This window comes from Pseudomonas sp. FME51 (genome assembly GCF_014897305.1).
In genome coordinates, this window is record NZ_JABUYN010000021.1 from 1 (window position 1) to 25,133 (window position 25,133).

17 protein-coding genes and 2 pseudogenes are annotated in these 25,133 nt (G+C 57.9%); 8 read left to right on the top strand and 11 right to left on the bottom strand.

The features are described 5' to 3' along the window. Nucleotides 1–287 precede the first annotated feature (287 nt). The 8 genes from ltrA to INT39_RS21530 form a co-directional block, all read right to left on the bottom strand. Nucleotides 288–1,619, bottom strand: a complete 1,332-nt coding sequence (ltrA, locus tag INT39_RS21495; RefSeq protein ID WP_413468960.1) for a group II intron reverse transcriptase/maturase — start codon at nucleotides 1,617–1,619, stop codon at nucleotides 288–290. 535 nt (nucleotides 1,620–2,154) lie between these two features. Continuing rightward, entirely contained in the window at nucleotides 2,155–3,693 is a 1,539-nt protein-coding gene (gene tnpC / locus INT39_RS21500) for an IS66 family transposase (protein WP_193076014.1), read from the bottom strand. 75 nt (nucleotides 3,694–3,768) lie between these two features. Then, nucleotides 3,769–4,104, bottom strand: coding sequence for an IS66 family insertion sequence element accessory protein TnpB (gene tnpB, locus INT39_RS21505; RefSeq protein WP_193076015.1), 336 nt, complete (start codon nucleotides 4,102–4,104; stop codon nucleotides 3,769–3,771). After that, entirely contained in the window at nucleotides 4,101–4,466 is a 366-nt protein-coding gene (gene tnpA / locus INT39_RS21510) for an IS66-like element accessory protein TnpA (protein WP_193076016.1), read from the bottom strand. Before tnpA ends, tnpB begins: the two co-directional genes overlap by 4 nt. Nucleotides 4,467–4,809: 343 nt before the next feature. Continuing rightward, on the bottom strand, nucleotides 4,810–5,535 hold the full coding sequence (locus INT39_RS21515) for a hypothetical protein (protein ID WP_193076017.1): 726 nt from the start codon (nucleotides 5,533–5,535) through the stop codon (nucleotides 4,810–4,812). A gap of 145 nt (nucleotides 5,536–5,680) precedes the next feature. Further along, nucleotides 5,681–6,571: a LysR family transcriptional regulator gene (locus tag INT39_RS21520; RefSeq protein WP_193076018.1), complete on the bottom strand. Its 891-nt coding sequence runs from the start codon at nucleotides 6,569–6,571 to the stop codon at nucleotides 5,681–5,683. 101 nt (nucleotides 6,572–6,672) lie between these two features. Continuing rightward, nucleotides 6,673–8,991 carry an acylase gene (locus tag INT39_RS21525; RefSeq protein WP_193076019.1) on the bottom strand — a complete coding sequence of 773 codons (2,319 nt, stop codon included), beginning with the start codon at nucleotides 8,989–8,991 and terminating at the stop codon, nucleotides 6,673–6,675. A gap of 80 nt (nucleotides 8,992–9,071) precedes the next feature. Next, complete coding sequence (locus INT39_RS21530; RefSeq protein ID WP_193076020.1) at nucleotides 9,072–9,644, bottom strand: sigma-70 family RNA polymerase sigma factor; 573 nt, start codon at nucleotides 9,642–9,644, stop codon at nucleotides 9,072–9,074. Between the two features lie 235 nt (nucleotides 9,645–9,879). Between INT39_RS21530 and INT39_RS21535 the strand changes: the two are divergent. Next, nucleotides 9,880–10,855, top strand: a pseudogene (locus tag INT39_RS21535) (FecR family protein). A gap of 136 nt (nucleotides 10,856–10,991) precedes the next feature. Beyond that, nucleotides 10,992–12,647 carry a cyclic peptide export ABC transporter gene (locus INT39_RS21540; RefSeq protein ID WP_193076021.1) on the top strand — a complete coding sequence of 552 codons (1,656 nt, stop codon included), beginning with the start codon at nucleotides 10,992–10,994 and terminating at the stop codon, nucleotides 12,645–12,647. A gap of 36 nt (nucleotides 12,648–12,683) precedes the next feature. Here the strand turns inward: INT39_RS21540 and INT39_RS21545 are convergent, their stop codons facing one another. Together INT39_RS21545 and INT39_RS21550 are read right to left on the bottom strand one after the other, a co-directional pair. Further along, on the bottom strand, nucleotides 12,684–13,811 hold the full coding sequence (locus INT39_RS21545) for a cupin-like domain-containing protein (protein WP_193076031.1): 1,128 nt from the start codon (nucleotides 13,809–13,811) through the stop codon (nucleotides 12,684–12,686). A gap of 40 nt (nucleotides 13,812–13,851) precedes the next feature. Further along, the gene (locus tag INT39_RS21550; RefSeq protein ID WP_193076022.1) at nucleotides 13,852–15,462 is read right to left on the bottom strand and encodes a PvdJ/PvdD/PvdP-like protein; all 1,611 of its coding nucleotides are present in this window, start codon (nucleotides 15,460–15,462) and stop codon (nucleotides 13,852–13,854) included. A gap of 171 nt (nucleotides 15,463–15,633) precedes the next feature. On the opposite strand from INT39_RS21550, the gene INT39_RS21555 reads away from it, so the two are divergent. The 6 genes from INT39_RS21555 (at nucleotide 15,634) to INT39_RS21580 (ending at nucleotide 24,199) form a co-directional block, all read left to right on the top strand. Then, a complete protein-coding gene (locus tag INT39_RS21555; RefSeq protein ID WP_193076023.1) occupies nucleotides 15,634–16,995 on the top strand; it encodes a dipeptidase in 1,362 nt (453 codons plus the stop codon). Further along, nucleotides 16,992–18,281: an aminotransferase class V-fold PLP-dependent enzyme gene (locus tag INT39_RS21560; protein WP_193076024.1), complete on the top strand. Its 1,290-nt coding sequence runs from the start codon at nucleotides 16,992–16,994 to the stop codon at nucleotides 18,279–18,281. The genes INT39_RS21555 and INT39_RS21560 overlap by 4 nt, the downstream gene beginning before the upstream one ends. A gap of 46 nt (nucleotides 18,282–18,327) precedes the next feature. After that, nucleotides 18,328–19,188, top strand: a complete 861-nt coding sequence (locus tag INT39_RS21565) for a formylglycine-generating enzyme family protein (protein WP_193076025.1) — start codon at nucleotides 18,328–18,330, stop codon at nucleotides 19,186–19,188. Between the two features lie 83 nt (nucleotides 19,189–19,271). Further along, a complete protein-coding gene (locus INT39_RS21570) occupies nucleotides 19,272–20,366 on the top strand; it encodes a GNAT family N-acetyltransferase (protein ID WP_193076026.1) in 1,095 nt (364 codons plus the stop codon). Next, complete coding sequence (locus INT39_RS21575) at nucleotides 20,363–21,682, top strand: lysine N(6)-hydroxylase/L-ornithine N(5)-oxygenase family protein (RefSeq protein ID WP_193076027.1); 1,320 nt, start codon at nucleotides 20,363–20,365, stop codon at nucleotides 21,680–21,682. The genes INT39_RS21570 and INT39_RS21575 overlap by 4 nt, the downstream gene beginning before the upstream one ends. Before the next feature lie 102 nt (nucleotides 21,683–21,784). Then, on the top strand, nucleotides 21,785–24,199 hold the full coding sequence (locus tag INT39_RS21580; protein WP_193076028.1) for a TonB-dependent siderophore receptor: 2,415 nt from the start codon (nucleotides 21,785–21,787) through the stop codon (nucleotides 24,197–24,199). On the opposite strand, the pseudogene INT39_RS21585 reads toward INT39_RS21580, so the two are convergent. Continuing rightward, nucleotides 24,171–24,995 (bottom strand): annotated as a pseudogene (locus tag INT39_RS21585) (IS5 family transposase); the annotation flags it as partial. The gene INT39_RS21580 and the pseudogene INT39_RS21585 overlap by 29 nt on opposite strands. Nucleotides 24,996–25,133 lie beyond the last annotated feature (138 nt).

A 25,133-nucleotide genomic window follows, 5' to 3' on the forward strand; every position in this document is an offset into this window, starting at 1 on the left:
CTTCATGCCTCATTCTCTCAAGAGTTGAGGCCTCCACGAAACCCGGTGTGATTCAAGGCCGACCGCTGACGGAGGTTAAGGTGGGCAGTTACTTGACGAATGGCCAAACCTAACGGCCCTGCCTCTGAACAGCAGACAGAAAACGTCGCGAATCCTACCCATCACGGCGGCTTAGCCCCCCTTGACGCCCAAGGTTGCTTTTCTGCTACCGGTGTTTGCCACGCCAACCGGTCGCGGTAGGGACGGCAGTTACCTGCCGCCCCCCGCACAGATCCGTACGTGCGGAACTACCGCATACGGCTCCTGCCTCGGGTATGTGACGCGAAGCGATCCTCAGGGTAAGGATGTGCATTTCTAGGTCTAGGTATGTAGAGGTCGGCAAGGCGTCCGTAGCGTGACCATTGAAGCCTATTACGCTGGCTGCGCCGTTTGAGGGCTTGCCGCCATAGACGGCAGACCGCTGAACGAAAGCCACCAAGACGTATTAGGTTTCCCGGCACCGCGTGGTAATTGAAGTAGCCCCTGACCACCCGAGTAAGCCATTGCCCTTGAGCCCCGATGGGCTCATGACGTCGGCGCTTCAGCTCATCCCGAATAGCCAGCAGCGTCGCACGCATTCGCTTCTTGACCGTCAGTCGCAGTATTTGAAAACCACCGCTTCTGTTGGTACTGCAACAGTGCGTGAAGCCTAGGAAGTCAAACGTCTCCGGTTTACCTAACCCCCGCTTCCTACGATTTCTCGCAGCAAAACGACCAAACTCAATCAGCCGTGTCTTCGAGGCGTTGAGGGATAAACCGAACCTGGCCAAGCGCTCCTGCAACTGCACCAGAAACTGCTGAGCCTGCCATTGCGTCCTGAAACCCACCACGCTGTCGTCCGCGTATCGCACAACAATCACATCGCCACGGGCATACCGCTGGCGCCACTGCCTTGCCCACAGATCCAGCACGTAGTGAAGATAGATATTCGCCAACAATGGCGATATCACTGCGCCTTGGGGAGTCCCCTTGGTCGCAGCCACCCTACGGCCATCCTCCATAACACCCGCTTGGAGCCATTTGCAGATAAGCCCGAGCAGGCGTCGGTCTGCAATCCGGTGTCCCAGAAACATGAGCATCCATTCATGGTCGATCTCATCAAAGAACGACGTGATATCCGCATCCAATATCCAGTTCACCTTCTGGCCCTTCAGCGCGACCGTCAACGCATCCAGCGCATCATGCTGGCTGCGTCCCGGCCGAAACCCGTACGAGAATCCCAGAAAGTCCTCTTCATAGATCGCATTCAGAACGGTAACGACTGCCTGCTGTACGATCTTGTCCTCCAGAGAGGCAATGCCCAACGGGCGTTGCCTGCCATCGGCTTTGGGAATGTAGACCCGCCGCGATGGCGTTGCCCGATAGGCTCCACTGTGGAGCCTTGCGTGCAAATCGGTTACCCGCTGGAGAAGACCTTCCTCATATTCTCGCCACGACATGCCGTCCACGCCCACCGCTGCATCGCGGCGCAGGGCATAGAAGCTCTGCGCCAATAACTGCGGTGTGATGTGGTGCAGCAATGCCGTGAACTGCGTACCCTTGCTCCTTCGGGCTGCTTCACGTACACCTTCAAGTCCCATCGACGCGCAACTGATCCGGCTCAGTGTCCGGGGCGCGCGGGGCGTGTCGGTGTTTCCCTTGGCTACGTCCCTTTCCTCCACTATCTCCGCCGGGCCAGGCCCTTTGTTCGATGGCTTCTCAGGTACTACGGACGTATCCGACTTCTCAGCGACGTGAACAGCAGGGTTACGGCTTTTGGCCTTTCCTGCTCCGCCCGGTGCTTGCGCACTGGGCGCCGCTGAGATCTCCCAGTTTCTGTGCGGAGGACTTCCCGACGTGCACAGGGTCTCCGACCGCGCGGGATCAGAGCATGACTGGCGTATAACGCCATGCTCCATGTTGCCTTCTGCTTCGCTTAACAGCATCGGCATCCCGAATTCCTGATTACGCGGCTCAATGGCTGGCCCATCGGTTTCCCCTGTCAACGCTTCACCCTGCACCTCACGGTGCAACGTGCATGACTCGGGGTCTGGTTGATTCGCCATTTCTTACCAGTATCGAACTTTCATCGACTATCCTCCGCCAGCTTTAACTGGCGCACTAAGCGTCCGGCCATCACACCTTGATGGCCGGCTTCCAGTTGTGCGGCAGCAGTTCTTCGATGGCATTGTTCTTCTGCGTTGGCAGCCGACTCAGCACATCTTTCAGATAGGCATAGGGATCGTGTCCATTCAGCTTGGCCGACTGGATCAGCGTCATGATGGCGGCCGCTCTCTGACCACTGCGCAGTGAGCCGGCAAACAACCAGTTGGATCGGCCCAGTGCCCAGGGTCGGATCTGGTTTTCAACCCAGTTGTTGTCGATGGGCACAGCACCGTCGTCCAGATAGCGCGTCAGTGCTGCCCACCGTTTCAGGCTGTAATCTAATGCTTTGGCCGTACCCGTTCCGTCCGGTACCTTTTGTCGTTGAGCCAACATCCATTTATGCAGTGCATCAGCAATGGGGCTGGCCTGTTCACTTCTCATGATCCGTCGCTGCTCGGGCGTGAGATCCTTGGCCTCCTGCTCGACCTGGTACAGCAGCTTGATGTACTCCAAGGCCTGCTCGGCCAGCGTACTCTGATTAGCGACGTGCAGGTCGTAGAACTTGCGCCGGGCATGGGCCATGCAGCCGACCTCGATGATGCCCTTGCCGAACCCAGCCTTGTAACCGGCGTAATCATCACACACCAGTTTGCCTTTCCAGTCACCCAGGAAGGTGCGGGCATGCTCACCCGCCCGGCTGGGGGCGAAGTCGTAAACGGCCGCCTTCAGATCAGCGAACGGGGTGGTGCTGTAGGCCCAGACGTAGGCTTTGTGGGTTTTCTTCTTGCCGGGAGCCAACATGCTGACGGGGGTTTCATCAGCGTGCAGGACGCCGTGTTCCAACAGGGCCATTCTCAGGGCATCGGCCAGCGGTTGTAGCTGGACGCCGCAAGCGCCTACCCATGCGGCGAGAGTGGAGCGCGCAATGGTGAGACCGGCGCGGCCAAAGATGCGTTCCTGACGGTACAACGGCAGATGATCAGCGTATTTGGCGACCAGTACCTGAGCCAGCAGGCCGGAGGTCGGAATGCCCTTGTCGATGACCTGTGCCGGCACCGGCGCCTGGGTCAGGGTGCCGCATTGGTTGCAGACCCACTTGCCACGGACATGGCGCTCAACGGTGAACACGCCCGGCATATAATCCAGCTTCTCGCTGACATCTTCGCCGATGCGTTTGAGCTGACATCCACAGCGGCACTGCGTGGCCTCGGGCTCATGGTGGATCAGTGTCCGGGGCAGTTCTGCCGGCAGCGGCGAACGCTTGGGCTGCTGCCTGGGTTTGGTGTCAGGAGGCAGGGTCTCTGCGAGCTCGGCCAGTTCGGCCTCGATGGCGGCAATGTCGCTGTCCACCAGCTCTTCCAGCAGCAGCCCTTGATGCCCATCCAGCTGTTCGCTGCGACGGGCGAACTTGTTGCGCTTGAGGATGGCTATTTCGTGGGTCAGCTTCTCAATCACCGCATCGCGGTGGGCCAGAACCCGATCCTTGCTCTCGACGCGATCAAGCAGTTCCGTCGCGAGGGCGCGGAGCTGGTCGGCAGAGAATTGATTGAGGTCGGGTCGCTGAGTCATGGCCGGCAGTATGCCAAGCTCCAGACTGTATCGCGATTCCCTTATCTGGTGATGGCTCTGCGGGCCAGATTGTGGTTACAGCAACGAGATGACGCCTGCTTCACCCAAGCGCTGCCACGGCAGTCCCTGAACCAGCGCCATGACCTGCTCATCTGTCAGCTGAAGACGCTCGCCGCGCCAGGCTTCGCCCCAGTGGAGCTTGCCCCGGTTGAGTCGGCGGGCACACAGCCAGATACCCAGACCATCATGGATCAGCACCTTCATCCGGTTGGCCCGCTTGTTGGCAAACAGATAGGCGCAGTGGGGTCTGGCCGAACCAAATACCTGAACCACCCGCGCCAATGCCGTATCGGGTCCGGCTCGCATGTCCAGCGGTTCGGTCGCAAGCCAGATTTCATCGATGCGGATCACTGCAACAGATCCCGCAACAGCGCAATGCACTGATGTGCCTGCTCCGCAGGCCACTCCACAACAACCGAGCCCCCAGAGCGGGGAATCTCGATACGGATGTTATTACGACGGCTAGTGTTTGCAGCAGTCGACGGGGCTGGCAGATTAACAGGGACGAATGCTGGAGCCGACGTTAGCGTGTTATCGCTTCGTCGCGACTCGCTAATCCAGCGTCGCACCAGATTGGCGTTGAGGCCGTTATCCAGCGCAATGCGTGAAACGGAAGCGCCCGGTTCACGGCAGGTAGCGACGATACCGGCCTTGAACTCTCGGGAATGGCGACGGCGTTTCTGGTAGGGCCTGGTTACGCTTGCAGTGCTCATATTAAGTGTCCACTAGAAAATAAGTGGACACTATCCTGACGGCCCCAGTGTTCAGCTCAAGACGGGATCACCGGACGCTTACAGAACATCACCGATATGACTGGTATTCCATCGGGAGATGAGGATTCGGAGACTGCCCTTCCTTAGCCCCCTTGGTTCGCCAGAGTTGGCTGGGTACATTGACTTTATAAGTGTTACCGGATCAACGGCTCAGACTCGCGCTTGTGGCTACTAAGGATATCGATTTGCGTTCTGCGTACTGCTGGCGACACTGGATGTTAGCAGAATAGCGGCGCCAGCGCGCGGTCACACTCTTCCTAACAAGGGGCAATCTTAGCAGTGATCACTTGTCGCTGCGAGTAATGCTGGCAAACCATGCCGCCATTTCCACCTGAATGTCTTTATTCAGTGGAGTTGGTACACCTACCTGCAGCTTCATTTCTTTTACTTTTAACACAGCTCGTTGTCTGGCAAGCTTGCTCCGCTGCTCAGCAAAAACTGGCGATAACGCATCCACGGGAATGTCATACCCTTCCTCTTCATTCATTTGCCGGCGCAAACGCTTGAACTGCTCAGGGTCTGGTGGGCTATTGAGGACTCGACTCAGATCGGGTGCACGTATCCCATGCTCTTGCGCCCAGAACATTACTGTCTCCTCCCACACCTCCGAGTAAGGCTTGGAGAAAACGAACACTCGGGCATACTGGCGTGCAGCTCCTTCTTTTTGAAAACGGGCCACCTTGAAACAAGGCCACCAGTTGCCCCTGCCCTGACGAGTGAACGCGGTGGTAATCCCATGCACCCCTACCCCGCGCTCGGGGCGAGTATTCGCGGGATCTTCTGTTACAAAGCGCTCGTATCGATGCTGTAAGCTATCACGCTGCCATTCCAGCTCCCGGAGCTCTGCCTCCAAGCGACGTGATAGAAAGATGACATCTTCATCTGTCTGCTCCATGGCAGCCAATGTACTGTAATGATGTTGGCAAAAGTCACCACCAAGCCCAGTGGTCACACAAAATCCGACAAAGCCAGTGGGATGCTCCCCCGGCCCGTAATAAGTCACTGCCATTCCAAACCTACCGACTATTCAGAATCAATACCAACTGCTGCAGTCATTAATCAATGAACATGAAACAGCCAGTCTTTCGCCCACGAAAGCTCACTCAATAAAACCAGCATGTGCTATTTACCAGGAATTGGCGGCGACACCCCTATTAAACCTGATTGACAACGTCCAGCAAGCACTCGACAAATGCCTCCAGCTGAGGAGAGTCCACCATGTCGGGTTTCAGTAAGTACGTTGTCAACACAGAATGTTCGACGTCCAGCTTCCGTACCACGAGCTGCGGATGGCTTAGCACTTTGAGGTAAGAGAACGGTACAAAGCCCAGGCCATACCCTGCGGCCACTAGCGTCAGCAGCATACCCATGGATTTCACATGCTCTGCGACTATAGGCTTAACTCCTGCGTTACGCAAGATTTGACTAACCTGCCAGTTATATCCCGAACAAGCTTCAGGGTGGCACATCACCAAGGGGTAATGCAGCAACTCTTTCAAAGGTATCTTTTTATGAATCAACAGAGGATGGCGAACCGGCATTATCACCATCAATGAGTCGTACCAAACCGGCTTTGCAATAACTGAATCCTCAATGCTCGTCGAGCAGGAAAAGCCCAGATCAAATATATTGCTTCTCAGGCCACGTAACTGATCAGAAAATGGCACTTCTGTGACCCGTATTTCAATATCTGGTGATCGAGCTCTACAGCAGGCAAGAATTTCCGCCAAATTCGGTATAGCCGCACCGTCGGACAATGCAATTCGCAAAGTGCTCTGGTAGCCCAAAGCTGCGGCTTGTACATTCTGCCTGGCATTATCCAGTGCCGTAAATACGTTCCGTACCTCATCAAGGAAGATCTTGCCGGGATGGGTCAAGCTAGTGCCGCGACGATCACGCTTGAAAAGTACAACACCCAGCTCCAACTCAAGTTCTTTTATGGTCCGAGATAGCGGGGACGGCTCGATATGAAGCCTTTTTGCTGCACGTGCAAAGTTCAACTCCTCTGCCAAAGCCAAGAAGCATCTCAAGTGCCGAAGATTCATAGCCTATCCAAGTAAAAAGGTGACACAACTTACCGTCGCCTCCTGAACATCTCAACTCCTGGAAATACAGGTGTTGGTACTTTCATTCTGAACACACTCAATCACCTGCCAAATGACCGCCCCCCCTCCAGCCGCAGAACCCTCAGATTTGGATCAGCATCTATCTGCTCCCGCGTAAATGGCAGTACCTGCCACTCCTGGCGTGAGAACAATTGCGTCTGGTCCATGAAATGGGGCGAGCTTGGCTCACTGGACTGCGAGAAGGACAACAGCCCTTGGGCCACCGGCCCACTCTCGCCGAAACTGACCAGCTGGATGTAGCTACTCCCGCCGACCACATGTCGATGCCCGTCGGCGGCTGGTCGACTCTGGATGTCATTGTAGATACCCAGCTTCCCGTCGCCGCCCGGGACCGGAATATGTTCCGTGCCGCGTACGACACTTTGTATCTGTCCCCATGTAGCTCCCGCTGACCAGCCCTCGGCCTCGACCTTGTGCACAGCATCACGTAGCGCCTGCTCCAGTTGTTCGGCCACTTCCGGCTTCTGCCAGGCGATGCCACGAGGAGTGCGCAGCGGTTGCTGTGGATCGAAGGGGTGCTGCCAGATAGCTTCCGGCTGCACCAGCGCGCTCATGAAGTACTGGAAGTAAAGCAGCCCCAACCCACTGTCCAGAGAGGCATGCCGATCCCAGTCAGCCATGGCCGTGCAGCCCGTGGTCAGCTGCTGGTCAGCCTGTTGGGTAGCGCAGAAGGCCAGTAGATCGTCCAGCAGCAGGTCGGCAAGGTGTACCCGGTTGTCGGTCACCAGCTCACGCAGGAAGTCTTCGGTGAATGCTTCACTGCCCTGCGCTTCCAGCTTGGTCAGGGCATAACGGGCACGCAACCCCAAGGGTCTGCCCTCGCGGCTGATCAAGGGGGAGAATCCGGTAAGCGGCGCTGCAGGGTTACTCAACCAGGCACTGTCATTGGAGTTCTGCACGAAATCTTGGCGCAGCAACGTCGGCAGATGGGGCCCCGGAACAACGCCGGGCTGCGCAGAGCCTGATGCGCTCTGCCAGTTACAATAACTGCGGCTACCATCCAGGCCAGGCAGCCCCTGGGTCTGCAATATCTTGTCGGCGCACTCTTCCAGCCGCTCCTGCGGCACGTTTGGCACCAATGCTGCGTTCATGTAAAGGGCCGTGCCCTGATCATCCACTGCCAGGGTATTCACCCAGGGGATCCCCTGAATCTCCTGCAATGCAGTGCGGAAGGCATCCAGGTCCAGGGCCTGATTCAGTACCAGCCATTGCTGCAGCACCCGTGTGTTACCTAGATTGACGTCCTGCAGTGCGTAGGCGTGGTGCTGGTCCCAATCAAGCACCCCAGGCCACTTCAGCAGGGGGCCATAGATGGACTCGTAGATATCGTGGCTCTGCTTAGACAGGTGCCCATCCTCCTCGCGAACCTCGATAGTCACTGTCGTTTTGCGCAATGGCTGACTGCGTCCATCCACCAGATAGCGCATTCGGTCCGCGGGATCCAACGTCAGGCGATGCAGGGTGAAGTGACTTGAGGTATCCACTGTGTGCGTCCAGGCCAGGTGCCGATTGAACCCGATATTGACCACCGGCAGGCCCGGCAGGGATGCGCCCATCACGTCCATTTTGCCGGGAATGGTCAGGTGCATCTGGTAAAAACGCAAACCACCGGACCAGGGAAAGTGCGGGTTGGCGAGCAGTCGGCCCTTGCCGTTCTCAGTGCGCTGCCCACCCACGGCGATGGCATTGCTGCCGCGCTCCAGAGCGAAACGCTGCAAGTGGGCCAGACTCTGGGTATCCGGCTCCGGCGTACCCTGGCTCGAGGCCTGTGGCGGCGCAGCGGAGAGCAAGGGTCTGATGAACCGCCCTGCCCCCCCTTCTACCAGCAGCCGACGTACCAATCGCACCAGATCCGTTACCTGGAGCGGGCGAAGCCAGTCCGCATCGCGGCAGGCGAACGGCATCCCGGCCTGGCTGGCTTCCTCGAGATGGCGATTGAAACCCGCCACGTAACCAGAGAGCAATTGCTGAACTTCCGGCGGCTGGGCCCGCAGAAAGGCAGCAACGGCTTCATCCGTGTTCAACCAGCCGAAAAAGAAGTCCGACTGCATGTTATCCAGGCCTGCAGAGGACCGCCCTTCGCGGCCGATGAATCGAGCCCGTTCGCCACGCACGGTCAATACTTCATCGCTCAGCAGGCACAGGTTATCCCGCGCGTAGGCGTAGCCGATGCCATAGCCAAGGCCACGCTCATCCGGTGCGTAGATATGTGGAATACCAAAGGAGGTCCAGCGAATTTCGGCCAGGTAGTCAGCGCGATCATCCCGTGCCTGGGTCGGCGGTGCCACGATAGAGCAGCTCGCAATCCATGCCAGAATCACAGAAAACACCCGGCGCATGTCTATATCTCCTGAACAATTGACTATCAGCCATGCCGCAGCACAGTGTTCAGATACAGACGTAGGGAAACACAAAATATTTAGGTATTGGCTGACTCAACAGGCTTTGCCCGGGTATAGCGCCTGGCTGCATCGTCCGGATCCAGGATGGAGTACTCCATCTCCTTGACCCGAATGCGGCAGTGTTTCATGGCATTGACGATGTGCTTCTCAACCATGCTCTTGGAGATGCCCATCTGCTCTGCGATTGCCGGGTGCGACAGCCCTTCCAGTTTTCGCAGCAGGAAAGCCTCACGGCATTCGTCGGACAATTCACCCAAGGCCCGCTCCAACAACTCGGTACGCTCGCGCAGGTAGAGGGAGTCATGGGGAGCCAGGAATTGCGAATTTACCTGTGCCTGTTGCCCCTCATCGAAGCCTTGAATGTCCTCAAACGATTCGCCGTAGCCTCTCACATCGCGATTGTGGCGGTGGACATCAATGGCAACATTGACTGCCGTGCGATACAGATAGGCCTGCGGGTGCTTGACGGCGTCCGTTTCACCACGTTCAAGCACACGCACATAAGCATCGTGAGCCACATCGGCAGCCAGATGGTTATCCCTCAAGCGTACAGTCAGATAGCGAATTAACGCATGGTAATATTTTTCCATAGACCCACCATCCCAGGAGCACTCGACCAAACGCCATATTATTCTTCGCCAGGGAGAGAGCAGCATCAGTCCATGGCATGGCATTTCGGCACTTGTCCAGACCGGTGTCTTGAACCGCTGCGCGGCGCATTCTATACTAACGAGCCTACAAATAATAATACTTCTCATTACTTTGAATGTAGCGGTTCAGGTACTTCTCCCTGTGCCTTCATCCAGCAGTCGAACCGGTAGCCTGATGCCCCTTCAAACCAGTACTCCAAGCGACGACCCCGTTGAAGCCGCAGCCCATTGGTGCATGCGGCTGCATGCCGATGACTGCACGGACGTAGAGCGCGCTGCGTTTGATCGTTGGCTGAAAAACGATCCAAGCCATGCAGATGAATACCAGGCCATGCTCGAGATCTGGCTGGTCAGCGAACACCTACCCGGTCAAACAGCACAGAGCGCTCCTCCACAGCCCGTTGCAGAGCCTCGGCGGCGTGCTGTGAGACCCTCCATGGCCACAGCAGCAGCGTTTCTGTTTCTGTCAGCTAGCACCCTGCTGAGTTGGCATCAGGGCTGGGTACCCAATAGCGTGCAGCGTTACCAGGCGGACGAAGCCCCCCCGCACGGTCACCCTGGCAGATGGTTCACACATCCAGTTGAATCAGCGTACCACCCTCTGGTTCGCCAACTTCCGCGACCGTCGTAGCGTGACATTGACTGAAGGCGAAGCCTTCTTCGATGTTCAACACAATGCCGGTCATCCCTTCATCGTGAACGCCGGCACTGGTGATGTCACCGTCACTGGTACCATGTTCAATGTCTGGAAATACCGTGAGCAGGTAGTCGTCACACTGACAGAAGGCTCGGTCAAGGTACGCAATAAGGCAGATACTTCCGAACAGATTGCCTACCTGACGCCCGGCTTGCAGGCCCGTTACGGCAACGGCGAGGATGCGCCCCAGATAGCCCGGGCAAACCCCGACGCCCTGGCCTGGCGTGACGGCAAACTGGTATTCAATGACCTGCCGCTGGCCGAGGCCCTACCGCTGATCAACCGCTACCTGGACAAGCCAGTGCTGCTGGCCAACCGGGACACCGCCAACCTGCATATCGGCGGCATCTATGACATTCGCAATCTCGATGAAATGGTACTGGCGCTGCCAAAGGTACTACCGGTAAAACTCAGCCGGACTGCTGATGGCAATACCGTCATAAGCCTCCTGTAGCCCTGCCCCGTGGTCGGCGCACTCCTTGCTGCGCCGGCACGACTAAATCGCGCCCCCTCCTTCTCGTCTCAATAGCTCAAGCCAAAGTCGGCGGCATCTGGCGCCGACCTTTCAGCCAGCACACTCGAGAAGTCCCATGACCGTCACTGCCAACAGCCTAGCCCGCGAAACGCTCACCATCCTCAGGCCATTCTGGTTCCAGGTCGTTCTTTCAACCCTCCTGGGCGTCGCTGGTGGCCTCAGCGTCACTGCCCTGTTGGCCATCATCAACACCGCGATGAACGTCGAAGGCGGCCCCGATCTGGATCTCGTTCTGCTGTTCGGCGGCTTGTGCGTATTGACCCTGGTATGTTCTACCCTGTCCAATCTGATTACCAACTACGTTGGTCAGCGCGTGGTAGCAACCCTGCGCCGGGACCTGGCAGCGAGGATCCTCACTGCCCCCATCGAGCAACTGGAGCGCTACCGTGCGCACCGCCTGATCCCGGTACTGCTGAACGATGTTGGCACGCTGAGCACCTTCGCGCTGAGTATCGCACCCATGATCATCGCCTTCACCGTGACCATGGGCTGCCTGAGCTACCTTGCCCTGCTGTCCTGGCAGATCCTGCTGCTGACAGTGGCCACCGTGCTGATCGGCAGCAGCGCGCAGTATCTGGCCCATCGCCACGGCCTACGCCGCATCCAGGATGCCCGTAACGGCGAGGACGAGCTGCAGAAGCACTACCAGGCCATTTCCACTGGCGCCAAGGAGCTGCGCATCCAGCGCGAGCGTCGGCAGCATATGCAAGACCAGCAGATCCACGGCACCACCGAGCGCATCTGCCGGGCCAACATCCACGCCGCCACCATCTTCGTCAGCGCCGAGACTTTTGGTTCAATGCTGTTTTTCGCCGTCATCGGTATGGCCATTGCCTTTCAGGTTTTCTGGCCCGCCACCGACAGAACCGTCCTCGGCGGCTTTGTGCTGGTCATGCTGTACATGAAGGGCCCCCTGGAACGGCTGATCAGCAGCATCCCCAACCTCAGCCGGGCCGAAATCGCCTTCCGCCGCATCAACGAACTGTCGCAACGTTTCTCCTCACCCGAGCCCCACCTGCTGGGTAATGAACAGACCACGTCGGCAGCCACCATGGAGCGCATCGAATTGCACCGGGTGCGTTACGACTATCCACAGGCCGAGGGTAGCCAGGCATTTCACCTTGGCCCCGTCGACCTGACCATCCAGCGCGGCGAGATCGTCTTCATCGTTGGTGAGAACGGCTGTGGCAAGACCACCCTGATCAAGCTGCTGCTGGGGCTCTACACACCGCAGCATGGCGAAATCCGCCTCAACGGTCAGGCCGTCCACAACGAGCAGCGTGACGACTATAGGCAACTGTTCACCACGGTGTTCACTGACTACTATCTGTTCGACGAACTATTGCAAAGCCGCTCCAAACTGCCGGAGACAGCGCTCAATTACCTGGAACGCCTGGATATCGCCCACAAGGTCGGTATCCGCGACGGCGCCTTCACCACCACTGACCTGTCCACCGGCCAGCGCAAGCGCCTGGCGTTGGTCAATGCCTGGCTGGACGACCGGCCGGTGCTGGTGTTCGATGAATGGGCAGCCGACCAGGACCCAGCCTTCCGCCGGGTGTTCTACACCGAACTGCTGCCAGAACTGAAACGCCAGGGCAAGACGATCATCGTCATTTCCCACGATGACCGCTACTTCGACATTGCCGACCAGTTGGTACATATGCGGGCTGGGCAGGTCATGACTGAATCCGTCTCCCAGCCAGCCTGAACGCAGAGCCATCGGGGCCCGGCGCCCCGACAGGCATCACCAACCGCGCCCCCAGTTGACCCAGAAGTTGACAGATAATGAGGTCGAAACCGATTCGACCTGATGGAACCAGCCGTCCGGCAGAAACAGCAGATCGCCTGCCTCAAGCACAATACGTAAAAAAACCACGTCACGAGTCCTGGGGAACCGATCGTAATCGGGCGCATCAGGATTCACCTCGCACCCCTCCAGCCCTCCCTTCGGCGAAGTTGACCAGGTGCCAAGTGCTTCGCGGTGATGCGGCGCGGCGAGTATGAAGGATTTACGCCCCCATACCTGAGCGAACAGATTGTCGGAGTCATCCCGGTGCAAGGGCGTTAGCGTACCCTTGGGGCCGATCCAGATACGCGGCTTGATATACAGCGAACGGCTGAAGTACTTCGGAAAGCGGATCTGCTCCAGCAAGGGCTCAGGCACCGCATTGTTACCCATGTAAGGCGGTGGAGCACCTGCAACGGTCTCCTTATCGAGCGACGCAACAAAGTCAGCCATCGAAGTGGAACGGAAGTCCCGATCACTGGAAAAGGTCTTGCCGGCGTAATCACCATGCCGGGTAATACCTTGAAACTCGGAAAAATAGACCAGCGACTCTTCCCTGCTCATATTGAACAGCGGCCAATCTCCCAAGGCATCGGTGATAATCAACGGCATGCCCTGCGGCACATAACACGACTGAAACTCATCAATGAACAAACTGTCTCGCGAACGACGCTCCACCTGCAGCAGAGGAACCTGCTCTACCGAAAGCCGGTCGGCAGCGCGCTCCGGCGCAGGATAGCGTTGGTTCGGCGGCCGTTTCTCGGGCGTAGCCTTCACGCCTCGACGGGCGGAGTTGATAATCTGCGGCAACAGCGTAGCAAGCCCCATCCGCCCGCCGATCTTCAACCGGCCGCTGGCGAACAGCGCCTCGACATCACAAGTGCCAGCAAGCACCCCAGCGAAATCCTCTTCACCGAGTTCGATCGTCACATCTGCGGCTGGATGATGACCCGTTTGAACCTGGGTCTGGTCTTTCACCTCCACCCAAAGAGCCTTTTCAGGATGGAAGACAAACTGGAAAACTCCCTGAGCCCCGACCGCCTGTGCATTGGCGAACAAACCAGATAGAACCTCGGAAAGAATCATGCAATGGACTCCTGTAGCGGTGAAATACCGGGTACGCCCATCAGCGACGCGATGGTCCGGCGGCCAGGTGCCGGCCATACCAGGGACGGCGCAGCACACGACCTTCGAGGCGCTCAGCCTCCTCTTCGTTGGCGAAGATGATCTGCATGGCCAGCTTCATGGTTTCAATATCCAGCTCTCCGGACGCCGTCCGATTGCTGCGTCCCCAGGCACCACAGCCAGCCTGATCCGGTCCGACCCAGGGCTCGGCGACGCGCACCCACTTGCCGGGAGCAAACCAGGACTCGCCATTCACCATCCGCCGCTCCACCTCGCCAGGATGAGCCTGCTCATGAGCGAGAAACCAGCCCTCGATGAGATCATCCATCCAGCCATGAAAGGCCCAGAACAGCGGATCTACGTGAGACGAAAACGGATCGCCGAGAAAGTGGTTGCCGGGGCCATACCAACGCCCGGAAAAATCACTGGAGCCGCGCCCATAGGGCATCGGCAGACCACTGTTGGCATCTCGCGACAGGCTTGCCCAGCGCATATGCAACCAGTCGTGAATACCAAGCTCCAGGCGAGAGCCCAGCTCACCGAGGCACAGGGTACTGAGGTACTCCGGGTCACGATACAGCGCCTCCCAGGCTTGGAAGTCGTTGTAATAGCCCTCACTGCTCTTGATATAGAGCAGCCATTTGTTGAAGGCATCATCTCCCGCGATCTCCCACGCCGGCGGCACCGACGTGCCATCAACGTTCTCCAGGTAATCGGCAAAAGCCTGCACACCATGGCCGATAAATGGCCTGGGTGCCGGCAAGTGTGGCCAGGAAGGCAGCGACTGCATGGAGCGCGCGTAATTGAGCATCTGCCGGTGCATGAACAGGAAGTCCTCCCCGGAGCCATTGGTATGGCGATGCTTGCCCCGCGCATCCCGCTCATTGCCTACCGGCCCCGCCTGCCAGCCCAGGCCTCGCAGCAACTGGTGACGATCCTTGTCCATTCGATGCCAGCGATCCCTGCTGGCATGCCACACCTGGTGAAACAGGCGATGCCCCGGCGACACTACCCATGCCTCCAGATCGGGGTTATAGGGCTGCCGCTGTCTGGTTGTCACAAACGGGCGACGCACCGCAACGAAACGCACCTCAGGCGTGGAATAGCCCCGTTGACTACCCGCTCGGCGCAGACTGCCGCTCAAAGTCGCCCGCCCGCCACCGGAACCCCATTGCCCCCAGATCTCGTCGAAGATCGCGTCCAGCTCGAAGGTACACCCCTTGCCATCGTTCAGCCCTAGATGCACATGTGGCACCTTCTCGGCATCCAGCCGACCCAGCGCATGCAGCCCATTCCCGGCAAAGGGCAGCGGCCCGAGATAGCCGTGAATCGCCCGACCACCCGGCCCGATATCCAGCAGCAATTGCAGCTCACCGGAGGGCAACTCCGGAAACCGCTGCCGTCCCTCGACAAAGCGTATATCCCATACCGCCACCAGCCGGTTCGCCAACAAAGCCTCAGGCAGCACCGGTACCGGCGTATCCGGCTCATCGGAAGACAGCTCGGCGGCCTCGGCCTTCTCCCATCGGCGACGAACATGCAACCCGGCCGGCACCGTCGCTGCCAGCACCAACCCCAACCCCGCAACGAATCCCCTTCGTGAAAAATTCATCTATATCCATCCATTCCTGCATGCATGTACTTCCCGTATGGACGAATAGTTGCTGATTCAATTTATGCCCCAAGACACAGCCATCAATCGAAGCGCCTAAATTTCACCTCCTCCCGCTCGTTGTTCCAATGGATCGTCAGACAACACCATCACCTTATGCCCGGGAGCCCCATGAACACTCGTAGTCACGTCACCTGGAAATGGATTTTGCTGTGCAGCCTGTCATTGATTGCCGCTGCTGCGGTCGCCCTGCTGCTCTGGTGGCAGTTTGCTCGCCCCGCCCAGCTCTACCCTCCCGAGATCATCAGCCGCGCTAACACTCTGCAGGAGCGTATTCTGTCGTTCGACGCACATATCGATATTCCCCTGGGATTCGGTGGGCAGGGACGCGAGGCCGACCGCGATGTGCACGGCCAGTTCGATCTGGTCAAGGCAGCCCGCGGACGACTGAGCGGCGCAGCCCTGAGCATCTTCGCCTGGCAGGAATTCTGGGTTGGTGGCAATGGACCGCACCGGCCAACGCCCGGCTTCGCGGAGGCTGCGCGTCACGAACAGGACACCCGCTACCGGATCATCACCGGCATTGCCCGCGACTTTCCAGAACGCGCCGGCATAGCATACAGCCCAGCGGATTTTCGCCGGCTGGCACACGAGGGCAAGTTCGCCATCGTCATCAGCATGCTCAACGCCTACCCGTTGGGCGACGAGATATCACGGCTGGACGACTGGGCAGCCCGTGGCATGCGCATCTTTGGCTTCAACTACGTGGCCAACAATGCCTGGTCCGACTCATCACGACCGATGCCGTTCTTCGGTGACTCACCAGATGAACTCGGCGGACTTTCCGACCTGGGCAGGCGGGCGGTAACCCGCCTGAACGATCTGGGCGTTGTCATCGACGTCTCACAGATGTCCAGCAATGCCCTGGAGCAGACAGCCACACTCAGCCGCGCCCCGCTGATCGCCTCGCACTCGGGTATACGCGGCCTGGTGGACCTGCCGCGCAACCTCAGTGATCGCGAACTGCGCCTTATCCGTGACACCGGCGGCGTAGTGCATATTGTCGGCTTCTCATCGATGCTGCGGCCTTTCTCCAAGGAAACCCTGACCAAGGTCAACGCCATGCGCGCCGAGCTGGGGCTGCGTGAGGTCGAGAGCCTGGGCCAGGCCAGCATGCCAGCTGACCCGGTATTCTCCATCTGGCCGGAAAAGAAGTTCGGTGAGTACGCCAGCCGCCTCTACCCCATCCTCGATACCGACCCTCGTGCGAGTTTGCAGGAGTTCGGTGACGCCATCGACTATGCGGTGAAGAAGATCGGCATTGATCACGTCGGCATCAGCTCGGACTTCAATGATGGCGGCGGCGTCGTCGGCTGGGAGAACGTTGGCGACACCCGCAACGTCACCGCCGAATTGATCCAGCGTGGCTACTCCGATGAAGACATCGCCAAGCTGTGGGGCGGTAACTTTCTGAGAGTCTGGGAACAGGTACAGCAATCAGCCAAGCCATCCAGCGAGGGGAACCCATCATGAGTGATCGCCGTACCTTCCTGAAACACACCGGACTGTTGGCAGCCAGCCTGCCTTTCGCCGGCCTGACGAACAATGGCCTGGCCAGCACCACATTGCCCTCTGGAGCAGACAAATGGTCAGCCTTCCGTCAACTATTCGATGTCGATGAAGGTTACATCCACCTGGCCAACTTCCTCATCGCCCCCCATCCCAGACCGGTACGCGAGGCCATTGAGGCCTACCGGGCAGAGCTGGACGCCAACCCCGGCCTGATGATGGACTACGACAGCCAGATCACCTGGAACAACGAACACAACGTACGTAGTTGGGCCGCACGTTACCTGGAAGTCGAGCCAGGGCAGATTGCACTTACCGGCAGTACCACTCAGGGACTCGCGCTGGTCTATGGCGGGGTGCATATCGCTCCCGGCCAGGAAATCCTGACCAGTACCCATGAACACTCATCCTGCTATGCAGCCTTGCGCTTTCGCTCCCAAGGTGACGGTACACCGGTACGACACATTCCCCTGTTCGAGAATCCGCACCTGGTATCGACGGACGAAGTGCTCGGCAGCCTGCAACGCGAGCTGCGCTCCAACACCCGGGTCATCGGCATGACCTGGGTCCACTCCGGCAGCGGGGTCAAACTGCCGATCGGCGAGATTGGTCAGTGGATACGCGAGCAGAACCGTAGCCGCAACGAAGAGGATCAGATCCTGTTCGTCGTGGATGGGGTACATGGCTTCGGCGTAGAAGATGTCTCCTTCTCCGAGCTGAATTGCGACTTCCTGGTTGCCGGCACGCACAAATGGCTGTTTGGCCCCCGTGGTACAGGCGTCATCTGTTCCGCCTCGCAGGAACTGCAGAACATCAGTCCAACCCAGGCCACTTTTTCCCCAAGCGACAACTTCGGCACCATCATGAGCCCTGGCGGCTACCATGCCTTTGAGCACCGCTGGGCCCTGGCCAATGCCTTCGAGCTGCAATTGCAGCTGGGCAAAGCCGACATTCAGCAGCGCATCCACAGCCTCAACAGCTACTGCAAACAACGCCTGCAGGAGCTACCCAATGTTGAACTGGTCACCCCACTCAGCCCCGAGCTGTCCGCCGGCTTCAGTTTCTTCCGGATAGCCGGCCAGGATCAGGAAGAAGTCGGCGCATACCTGATCAACAATCGCGTCATTGTCGACTCCGTCCATCGCGATGCCGGGCCTGTCGTGCGCCTGGCCCCCGGGCTGCTCAACAACGAAACGGAAATCGACCGGGTCATCGAACTACTGAACCGCAAGTTCATTATCACGGGCTGACCGCGCCCGGGAACACAACACCATAAACGCCATACAGGAGCTCCCTATGCACCCAGCCACTATCCTTGCCCATGCCGTCATACTGGGCTTGCTCTCTACCACGGTTCTGGCCAAAGAGCCCCCCGCCCCAGGCACCATCTTCAAGGACTGCCCCGAATGCCCGGAAATGGTGGTGATACCTGCCGGCAGCTTCATCATGGGCACCCCCGACGGCGAACTAGGCAGGCAGCCGGACGAAGGTCCCTTGCGCGAAGTGACCTTCGCCAAGCCCTTCGCCATCAGCCGCTACCACGTCACGGCAGAAGAGCTGGATGCCTATATCGAACAAACCGGCGTGGTCATCAAGAGCGGTGACGAGCGCCCCGGACGTTGGTGTGAAGCGAGCAAACCCAGCTACACGCAGGGGCCACGCCAACCGGCAGTCTGCATCGACTGGTTCGAAGTTCAGGCCTACGCCCAGTGGCTCACGGACAAGACCGACAAACCTTATCGAATGATCAGCGAGGCGGAACGCGAATACACCGCACGTGCAGGCTCCACAGGCCCCTTCCCATTCCCCTTTGACGACGAGGGGGAATACCAGATCACCCAGCACGCCAATACCTACGGCCCACGGGACGGCTACAGCTACAGCTCCCCGGTCGGCAGCTACCCACCCAATGACTTTGGCGTGTATGACATGCACGGCAACGTCTACGAATGGGTTGCCGACTGCTGGCACCGTGATTACACCGGCGCCCCCACCGACGGCAGCGCCTGGATAGAGGACGGTAACTGTGAGCGTGCCCATATGCGTGGCAATGACTGGGGCGAGCCACCGATCTTTTCCCGTTCGGGTAACCGCAACGACCGCCCGAAGACCACGCGTGGGGACTTCCTGGGCTTCAGGGTGGCGCGGGAGCTCTGAAGCACCCGACCCCGCCGGGTAAATTCACTGCCCTGCCATTCGTTACATCCCTACAGGTAAACGCCAACACAGCAGGATAGAAAATGCCGCTCCCGTTCGAAAATGCTCAACTCCGCCACACCGGGATACCCGTCCTCACCGGACGTTATCGCAATGGAGAAATGCAGTCTCGATTGGGGGACGGCGAACTCACCATCCTGGCAAACGGCCAACCTCCGGTGAAGGTGCTGATCCAAACCAGCAACAACCATACATCGGCCCGTTGCAAACCACTGTCGATCGCTTCAACGGCAATAAGCGAGATAGTGCTGGGTGCCTGCGACGCCTTGTTCGCCCAGAACACACTGCTGGAGCAACTGTTGATCGAGACCGAGCAGACGCTCGCTCTCGAACATCTGCTGGATGACGGTGTGCTTGGAAAAGACGCTGACGGGACACTGCTTTGCGACGCCGAGCAGTTCTGGCAGTATGCGCCGCTCTGGCTAACCAGGAAGGCCCATGGCGCCTATCCTGCCAAACGATGCATGTCCGACGGGGTTCGTCATCCCCTGCGCCCAGCCAAACCACAGGGAGCAGCCTATCGACGCTTCATTCCCTGGCTCAGCCAGACCCTCACCTTCGACGTCATCGATCCAGACAGGGATCTGGCGATCTTCAACCGATGGATGAACAGCCCGCGAGTAGCCCACTTCTGGGAAGAACAGGGCGATCTTGAACAACATCAGGCCTATCTGTACCAGCAGCTGGCAGATCCCCACACCCTGCCGGTAGTTGGACGCTTCGACAGCAAGCCCTTCGGCTATTTCGAAATCTACTGGGCCAAGGAAGACCGCATCGCCCCCTTCTACGATGCAGACGACTACGACCGGGGATTGCACCTGCTCGTAGGAGAAGAGGCATTTCGCGGCAAGGCCTTCTACACCGCCTGGTTTTCATCCATCTGCCACTACCTGTTCCTTGACGACCCACGGACCCAGCGCATCGTCTGTGAGCCTCGCCACGATAATCACCGACAGATCGCCAACTTCGACCGCAGTGGCTTCGCCAAGATCAAACACTTCGACTTTCCCCACAAGCGCGCACTGCTGGTGATGTTGACTCGTGAGCGCTTCTTTGCCGAACGGCTGTACCAGCCTCTGGACAGCATCAAACCCTCGCAGGAAGGAATTACGGTATGAATACCATGCATGATGTCATAGGCGTCGGCTTCGGCCCGTCCAACCTTGCTTTAGCTATTGCCCTGAAAGAACAGGCTCAGGCCCAGGGAACAACATTAAACAGCCTGTTTCTCGACAAACAGGCCAACTATCGCTGGCACGGCGATACACTCTCATCCCAGAGCGAACTGCAGATATCCTTCCTCAAGGATCTGGTGTCCCTGCGCAATCCGACCAGCCCCTATAGCTTCGTCAACTACCTGAAGGAACAGGGGCGCCTGACCGACTTCATCAACCTGGGCACCTTTTACCCCTGCCGCCTCGAGTTCAATGACTATCTGCGTTGGGTGGCCGAGCAATTTGCCGAACAGGCCGTGTACGGCGAAGAAGTGACACGCATTGAGCCTGAACTCAACAATGGCGCTATCCAGCACCTCAAGCTGGTATCCCGTAATGCCGCAGGTCAGGAGAGGGTTCGCCATACCCGTTCAGTGGTAATCAGCACCGGCGGCTCACCGAAGATCCCCGCCGAATTCGAAGCATACCGAGACGACGCTCGAATATTTCATCACTCAACCTACCTGAGCAGTCTGAACAAGCTGCCCTGCACCGAAGGCAAGCCGATGCGCATCGCGATCATCGGATCCGGACAAAGCGCCGCAGAGGCCTTTATTGATCTGAATGACAGTTTTCCGTTGGTTCAAGTGGAAATGATCCTGCGCGGCACCGCCCTCAAGCCTGCCGATGACACCGCATTCGTCAATGAAATCTTCGCCCCGCAGTACACCGACCTGGTATTCCAGCAGTCACCGGACAATCGCAGGCAACTGATCAGCGAGTTCCACAACACCAACTACTCGGTGGTCGATCCGGAACTGATCGAACGCATCTACGGCATTCTCTACCGGCAGAAGGTCGCCCATCAATACCGCCATGCAGTGCTCTGCCGTCAGCAGATCGAAGCCGTACATAGCAACGAACTGGACATTGAGCTCAGCCTGCGCGACCTGGCCACCAACCAGCAACGCACCCACCGTTACGATGCCATCATCCTTGCCACAGGTTATGAGCGCCGCACCCATCGCTCCCTCCTGGCGCCCCTGGAAGGTCACCTGCAGGACTTCGAAGTGGATCGTGAATACCGAGCCCTGGCCTCCCCTACCCTGCACGCCCCCGTGTTTCTGCAAGGCTTCTGCGAAGCCTCCCACGGGCTGAGTGACACGCTGCTATCGGTCCTGCCAATGCGCAGCGAGGAAATCAGCAAAGCCCTCTACCGTGCGCTGCAACTACCAGTGCAGGCCAGCTGCTCTCGAACCACGACGCTGGCCAGCGCATGACGGCCTCAACAAACAATTGAATGCGAATGATTCTTTCTGGTTTTTGAGAGTCACTCGTCTTAGCCTCCGCCAAACCACTAATATCATCCAAAGAGTACGACCATGTCAGCATCACATTTGAATCAATTACGCCCTCTTGCCAAGGCATTGCTGATGCGTAACAGCATCCGTTCCCACCGGTTGCCGGCCAGCATCGGCCTGGCCCTCACCCTGGCCGTGGCAACACAGGTCCAGGCCCAGGAATGGACTCTGGATATTCCGGCGCAGTCGCTGAGCCAGGCCCTGCAGGTACTTGCCGCACAGACAGATGTGCAGATTCTATATAACCCTGCCGACCTCCAGGGCCTACGCTCCAACCCCCTGAGCGGCCGTTACGGATTGGACGAATCGATCAGCACACTGCTGCAGGGCACGGGGGTGGGTTATTCGTTGGATGGTAATACCGTCGCACTTCAGCCGCCAGTCAGCGGTGCTGAGGCGCTGAAGCTATCCTCGGTTACGATTTCCGGCAAAGCTGTCGGCTCGACCACTGAAGGCACCGGTTCCTATACCACTTATTCAACCAGTACCTCCACACGCCTCAATCTGTCTCCTCTGGAGACACCACAGTCGGTAAGCGTACTGACTCGCCAGCGTATGGACGACCAGAAGCTGGACAACCTGCCCGATGCTCTGAATGCTGTCACAGGTATCACCGTCAAAACCCCGTCCCCTGGCGCGGATACACCTCAAATCTGGGCACGTAGCTCGACTATCCGCAACTTCCAGATAGATGGTGTACCAACCTCCGCCTCCCTGTCCCATTATCTGCAAAGCACGGCGATGTATGACCGGATCGAGGTAGCCAAGGGGGCGACTGGCCTAATGAATGGCTTGGGCTACCCATCCGCAACCATCAACATGATTCGCAAGCGCCCCACCGCCTCACCGCAGGTATCAATCAGTGCCGAAGCTGGCAGTTGGGATCGCTATGGCATGGGCCTTGATGTCTCCGGCCCCTTGAATGATGCTGGCAATCTCCGTGGCCGCCTGGTGACCGAGTACAAGAACCAGCACAGTTGGACCGATAACTACCAGCAGGATAGGGTGACGCTATACGGCATCAGCGAACTTGACCTGGGCGAAGATACGCTACTTACCGTGGGTTTCAGTCATCTCACTAGAAACACCGATGCGCCGAGCGGGAACTTTCCATCCTTTTACAGCAATGGTAATAAAATCAATGCCAGTCCCTCAGACGGCGCAAGGCCCAGTTGGAGCTACTATGACCATGAGGTAAGCAGCATATTCGCCTCGATCGAGCACCAGTTTACCTCGGGCTGGAGTTTCAAAAGCGAACTCACCCATACGCAATATGAATATGATACTTTTTTTAGCCGTGGACTAGGTGGCTCCATCGATGAAACCACTGGTCTTGGTGGCTCTGCTTCAGCACTCCGCTGGGCGAGCGAAATCAAGCAAACCAGCCTGGACAGCTACATTACTGGGCCTTTCTCACTATTCGGGCGCACCCATGAACTGATTGGGGGCCTAACCCTATCGAATCATGACTCCACAAGCCCAGGCTATACTCTGGTATCCCCCATCTACCAGGCGACAGATATTTTCAGTTGGGCAAAAGATATGCCCAAGCCTGTTTTTAATAAAACCAGTAAGACTGAAACCAATGGCTACCAGTATGGCGCCTACCTCTCTTCCCGCTTCCATCTTACTGACAGCACCAGCCTGTTGCTGGGTGGCCGTGTGACGGACTGGAAAGAAAACAAGGACAGCACCACCTACGCAACAGGTAATAAAAGCAAGACTAAATTACGGGAGAGCGGCATATTCACCCCGTACGTCGGTATTGTCCATGCACTGAATGACAACTGGTCACTGTATGCAAGCTACACTGATATTTTTCAGCCGCAAGACAGTTTCATCCATAACTTTATGGGCTATACAGTCGATCCTGAAGAAGGTACCAGTTATGAAGTGGGTGTCAAGGCCAGCTTCTACGATGGTCGCCTCAACTCCAGCCTTGCCGTGTTCAAGACCAATCAGGACAATCTGGCATCGTGGGACACCGTCCTCGTGACTTATGAGATACTCAACGATACAACCACAGAAGGTATCGAGCTTGACTTCAATGGTGAGCTTGCAGAAGGCTGGAACTTTAGTGCTGGTTACACCTATAGCCGCGTCGAGAACGATGACGATGAACGTGTACTTACCCATGTACCACTGCATAACATGAAGGTATTCACCACCTACCGCATGCCCGGCATGCTGGACAAACTCACCATCGGTGGTGGCATGAACTGGGAAAGCAAGACGTTCAATAATGCCAACAAGGAGTATAAGCAAAGCAGTTATGCCCTGTTCAACCTGATGGCTCGCTATGACATCAGCCGTAACCTCTCTGCCTCGATAAATATCGACAACCTGTTTGACAAGGAGTACTACGCCGTTCCCGGTGCTAGCAGTACCTATGGTGCGCCACGCAACTTCATGACGTCCTTGAAGTATACGTTCTAAGCACATTCTGACTATCCCCCTCGGACTCTGTAGTCTGGAGGGGGCTACTAGGCTCTGTACGAACATATTGCCGCAGACACCGCAGCGTACAAGCCAGCTTGACCATGGCTGCAAAACTTCTTGCCAGCTTGTCGTAGCGAGTACCGATCCTGCGGTGCTCCTTCAGCCAGCTGAACATCCGTTCAATGATGTTCCGTTGACGGTATTTCGGGCGGTCGAACAACCGGGGTAGTCCCGGTTTGGGCTTGCGTTTCATACTGCGTAGTGGGATTACAGGCTGCATCCGGTAGCGGTCGCAGTACTGACGCGAATGCTCGGCATCGTAGCCCTTGTCGGCCAACAGCCAGCGGCCGCACTTACGAGGTCGACCCGGTTCTCCAGAGATGCGAACCTGGTCCAGGAGTACCTGGGCAGTCGAGATGTCGCTGGTCTGACCCGGCGACAGAACGAAGCACAGCGGCACGCCGTTGGCATTGCAGAGCATGTGAATCTTGGTGGTCAACCCACCCCGGCTGCGCCCCAGCGCGTGGTCTAGCGGTTCTTCCGGCCCCCTTTTTCCCGCGCCAGAAGTGCGCGTACTGCGTTGGAGTCGATCATCCAAGTATCCAGGTCGATTAACCCTTCCTGATTCAAGCGAAATGTGTAGGCGTTCAAGTAGTTGGTCAAAGGTGCCGTCATCCCACCAATCACGAAAGCGCTGATACACGGTCGACCATGGGCCGAACCGCTCTGTCAGATCACGCCAAGTAGCGCCTGGGCACAGAACCCAAAGGACTCCATTGAGCATCAGTCGGTCATCACTTCGTGGTCACCCCGTTTTTTGCTCTCGGGAAACCAAATCAGCGATAAGTTCCCATGCTGCATCCGGGAGTTCGTAGCGCTTTGCCATGCCTGCCTCCAATCTGTCATGGCCCCGATTCTACCTGATTCGACT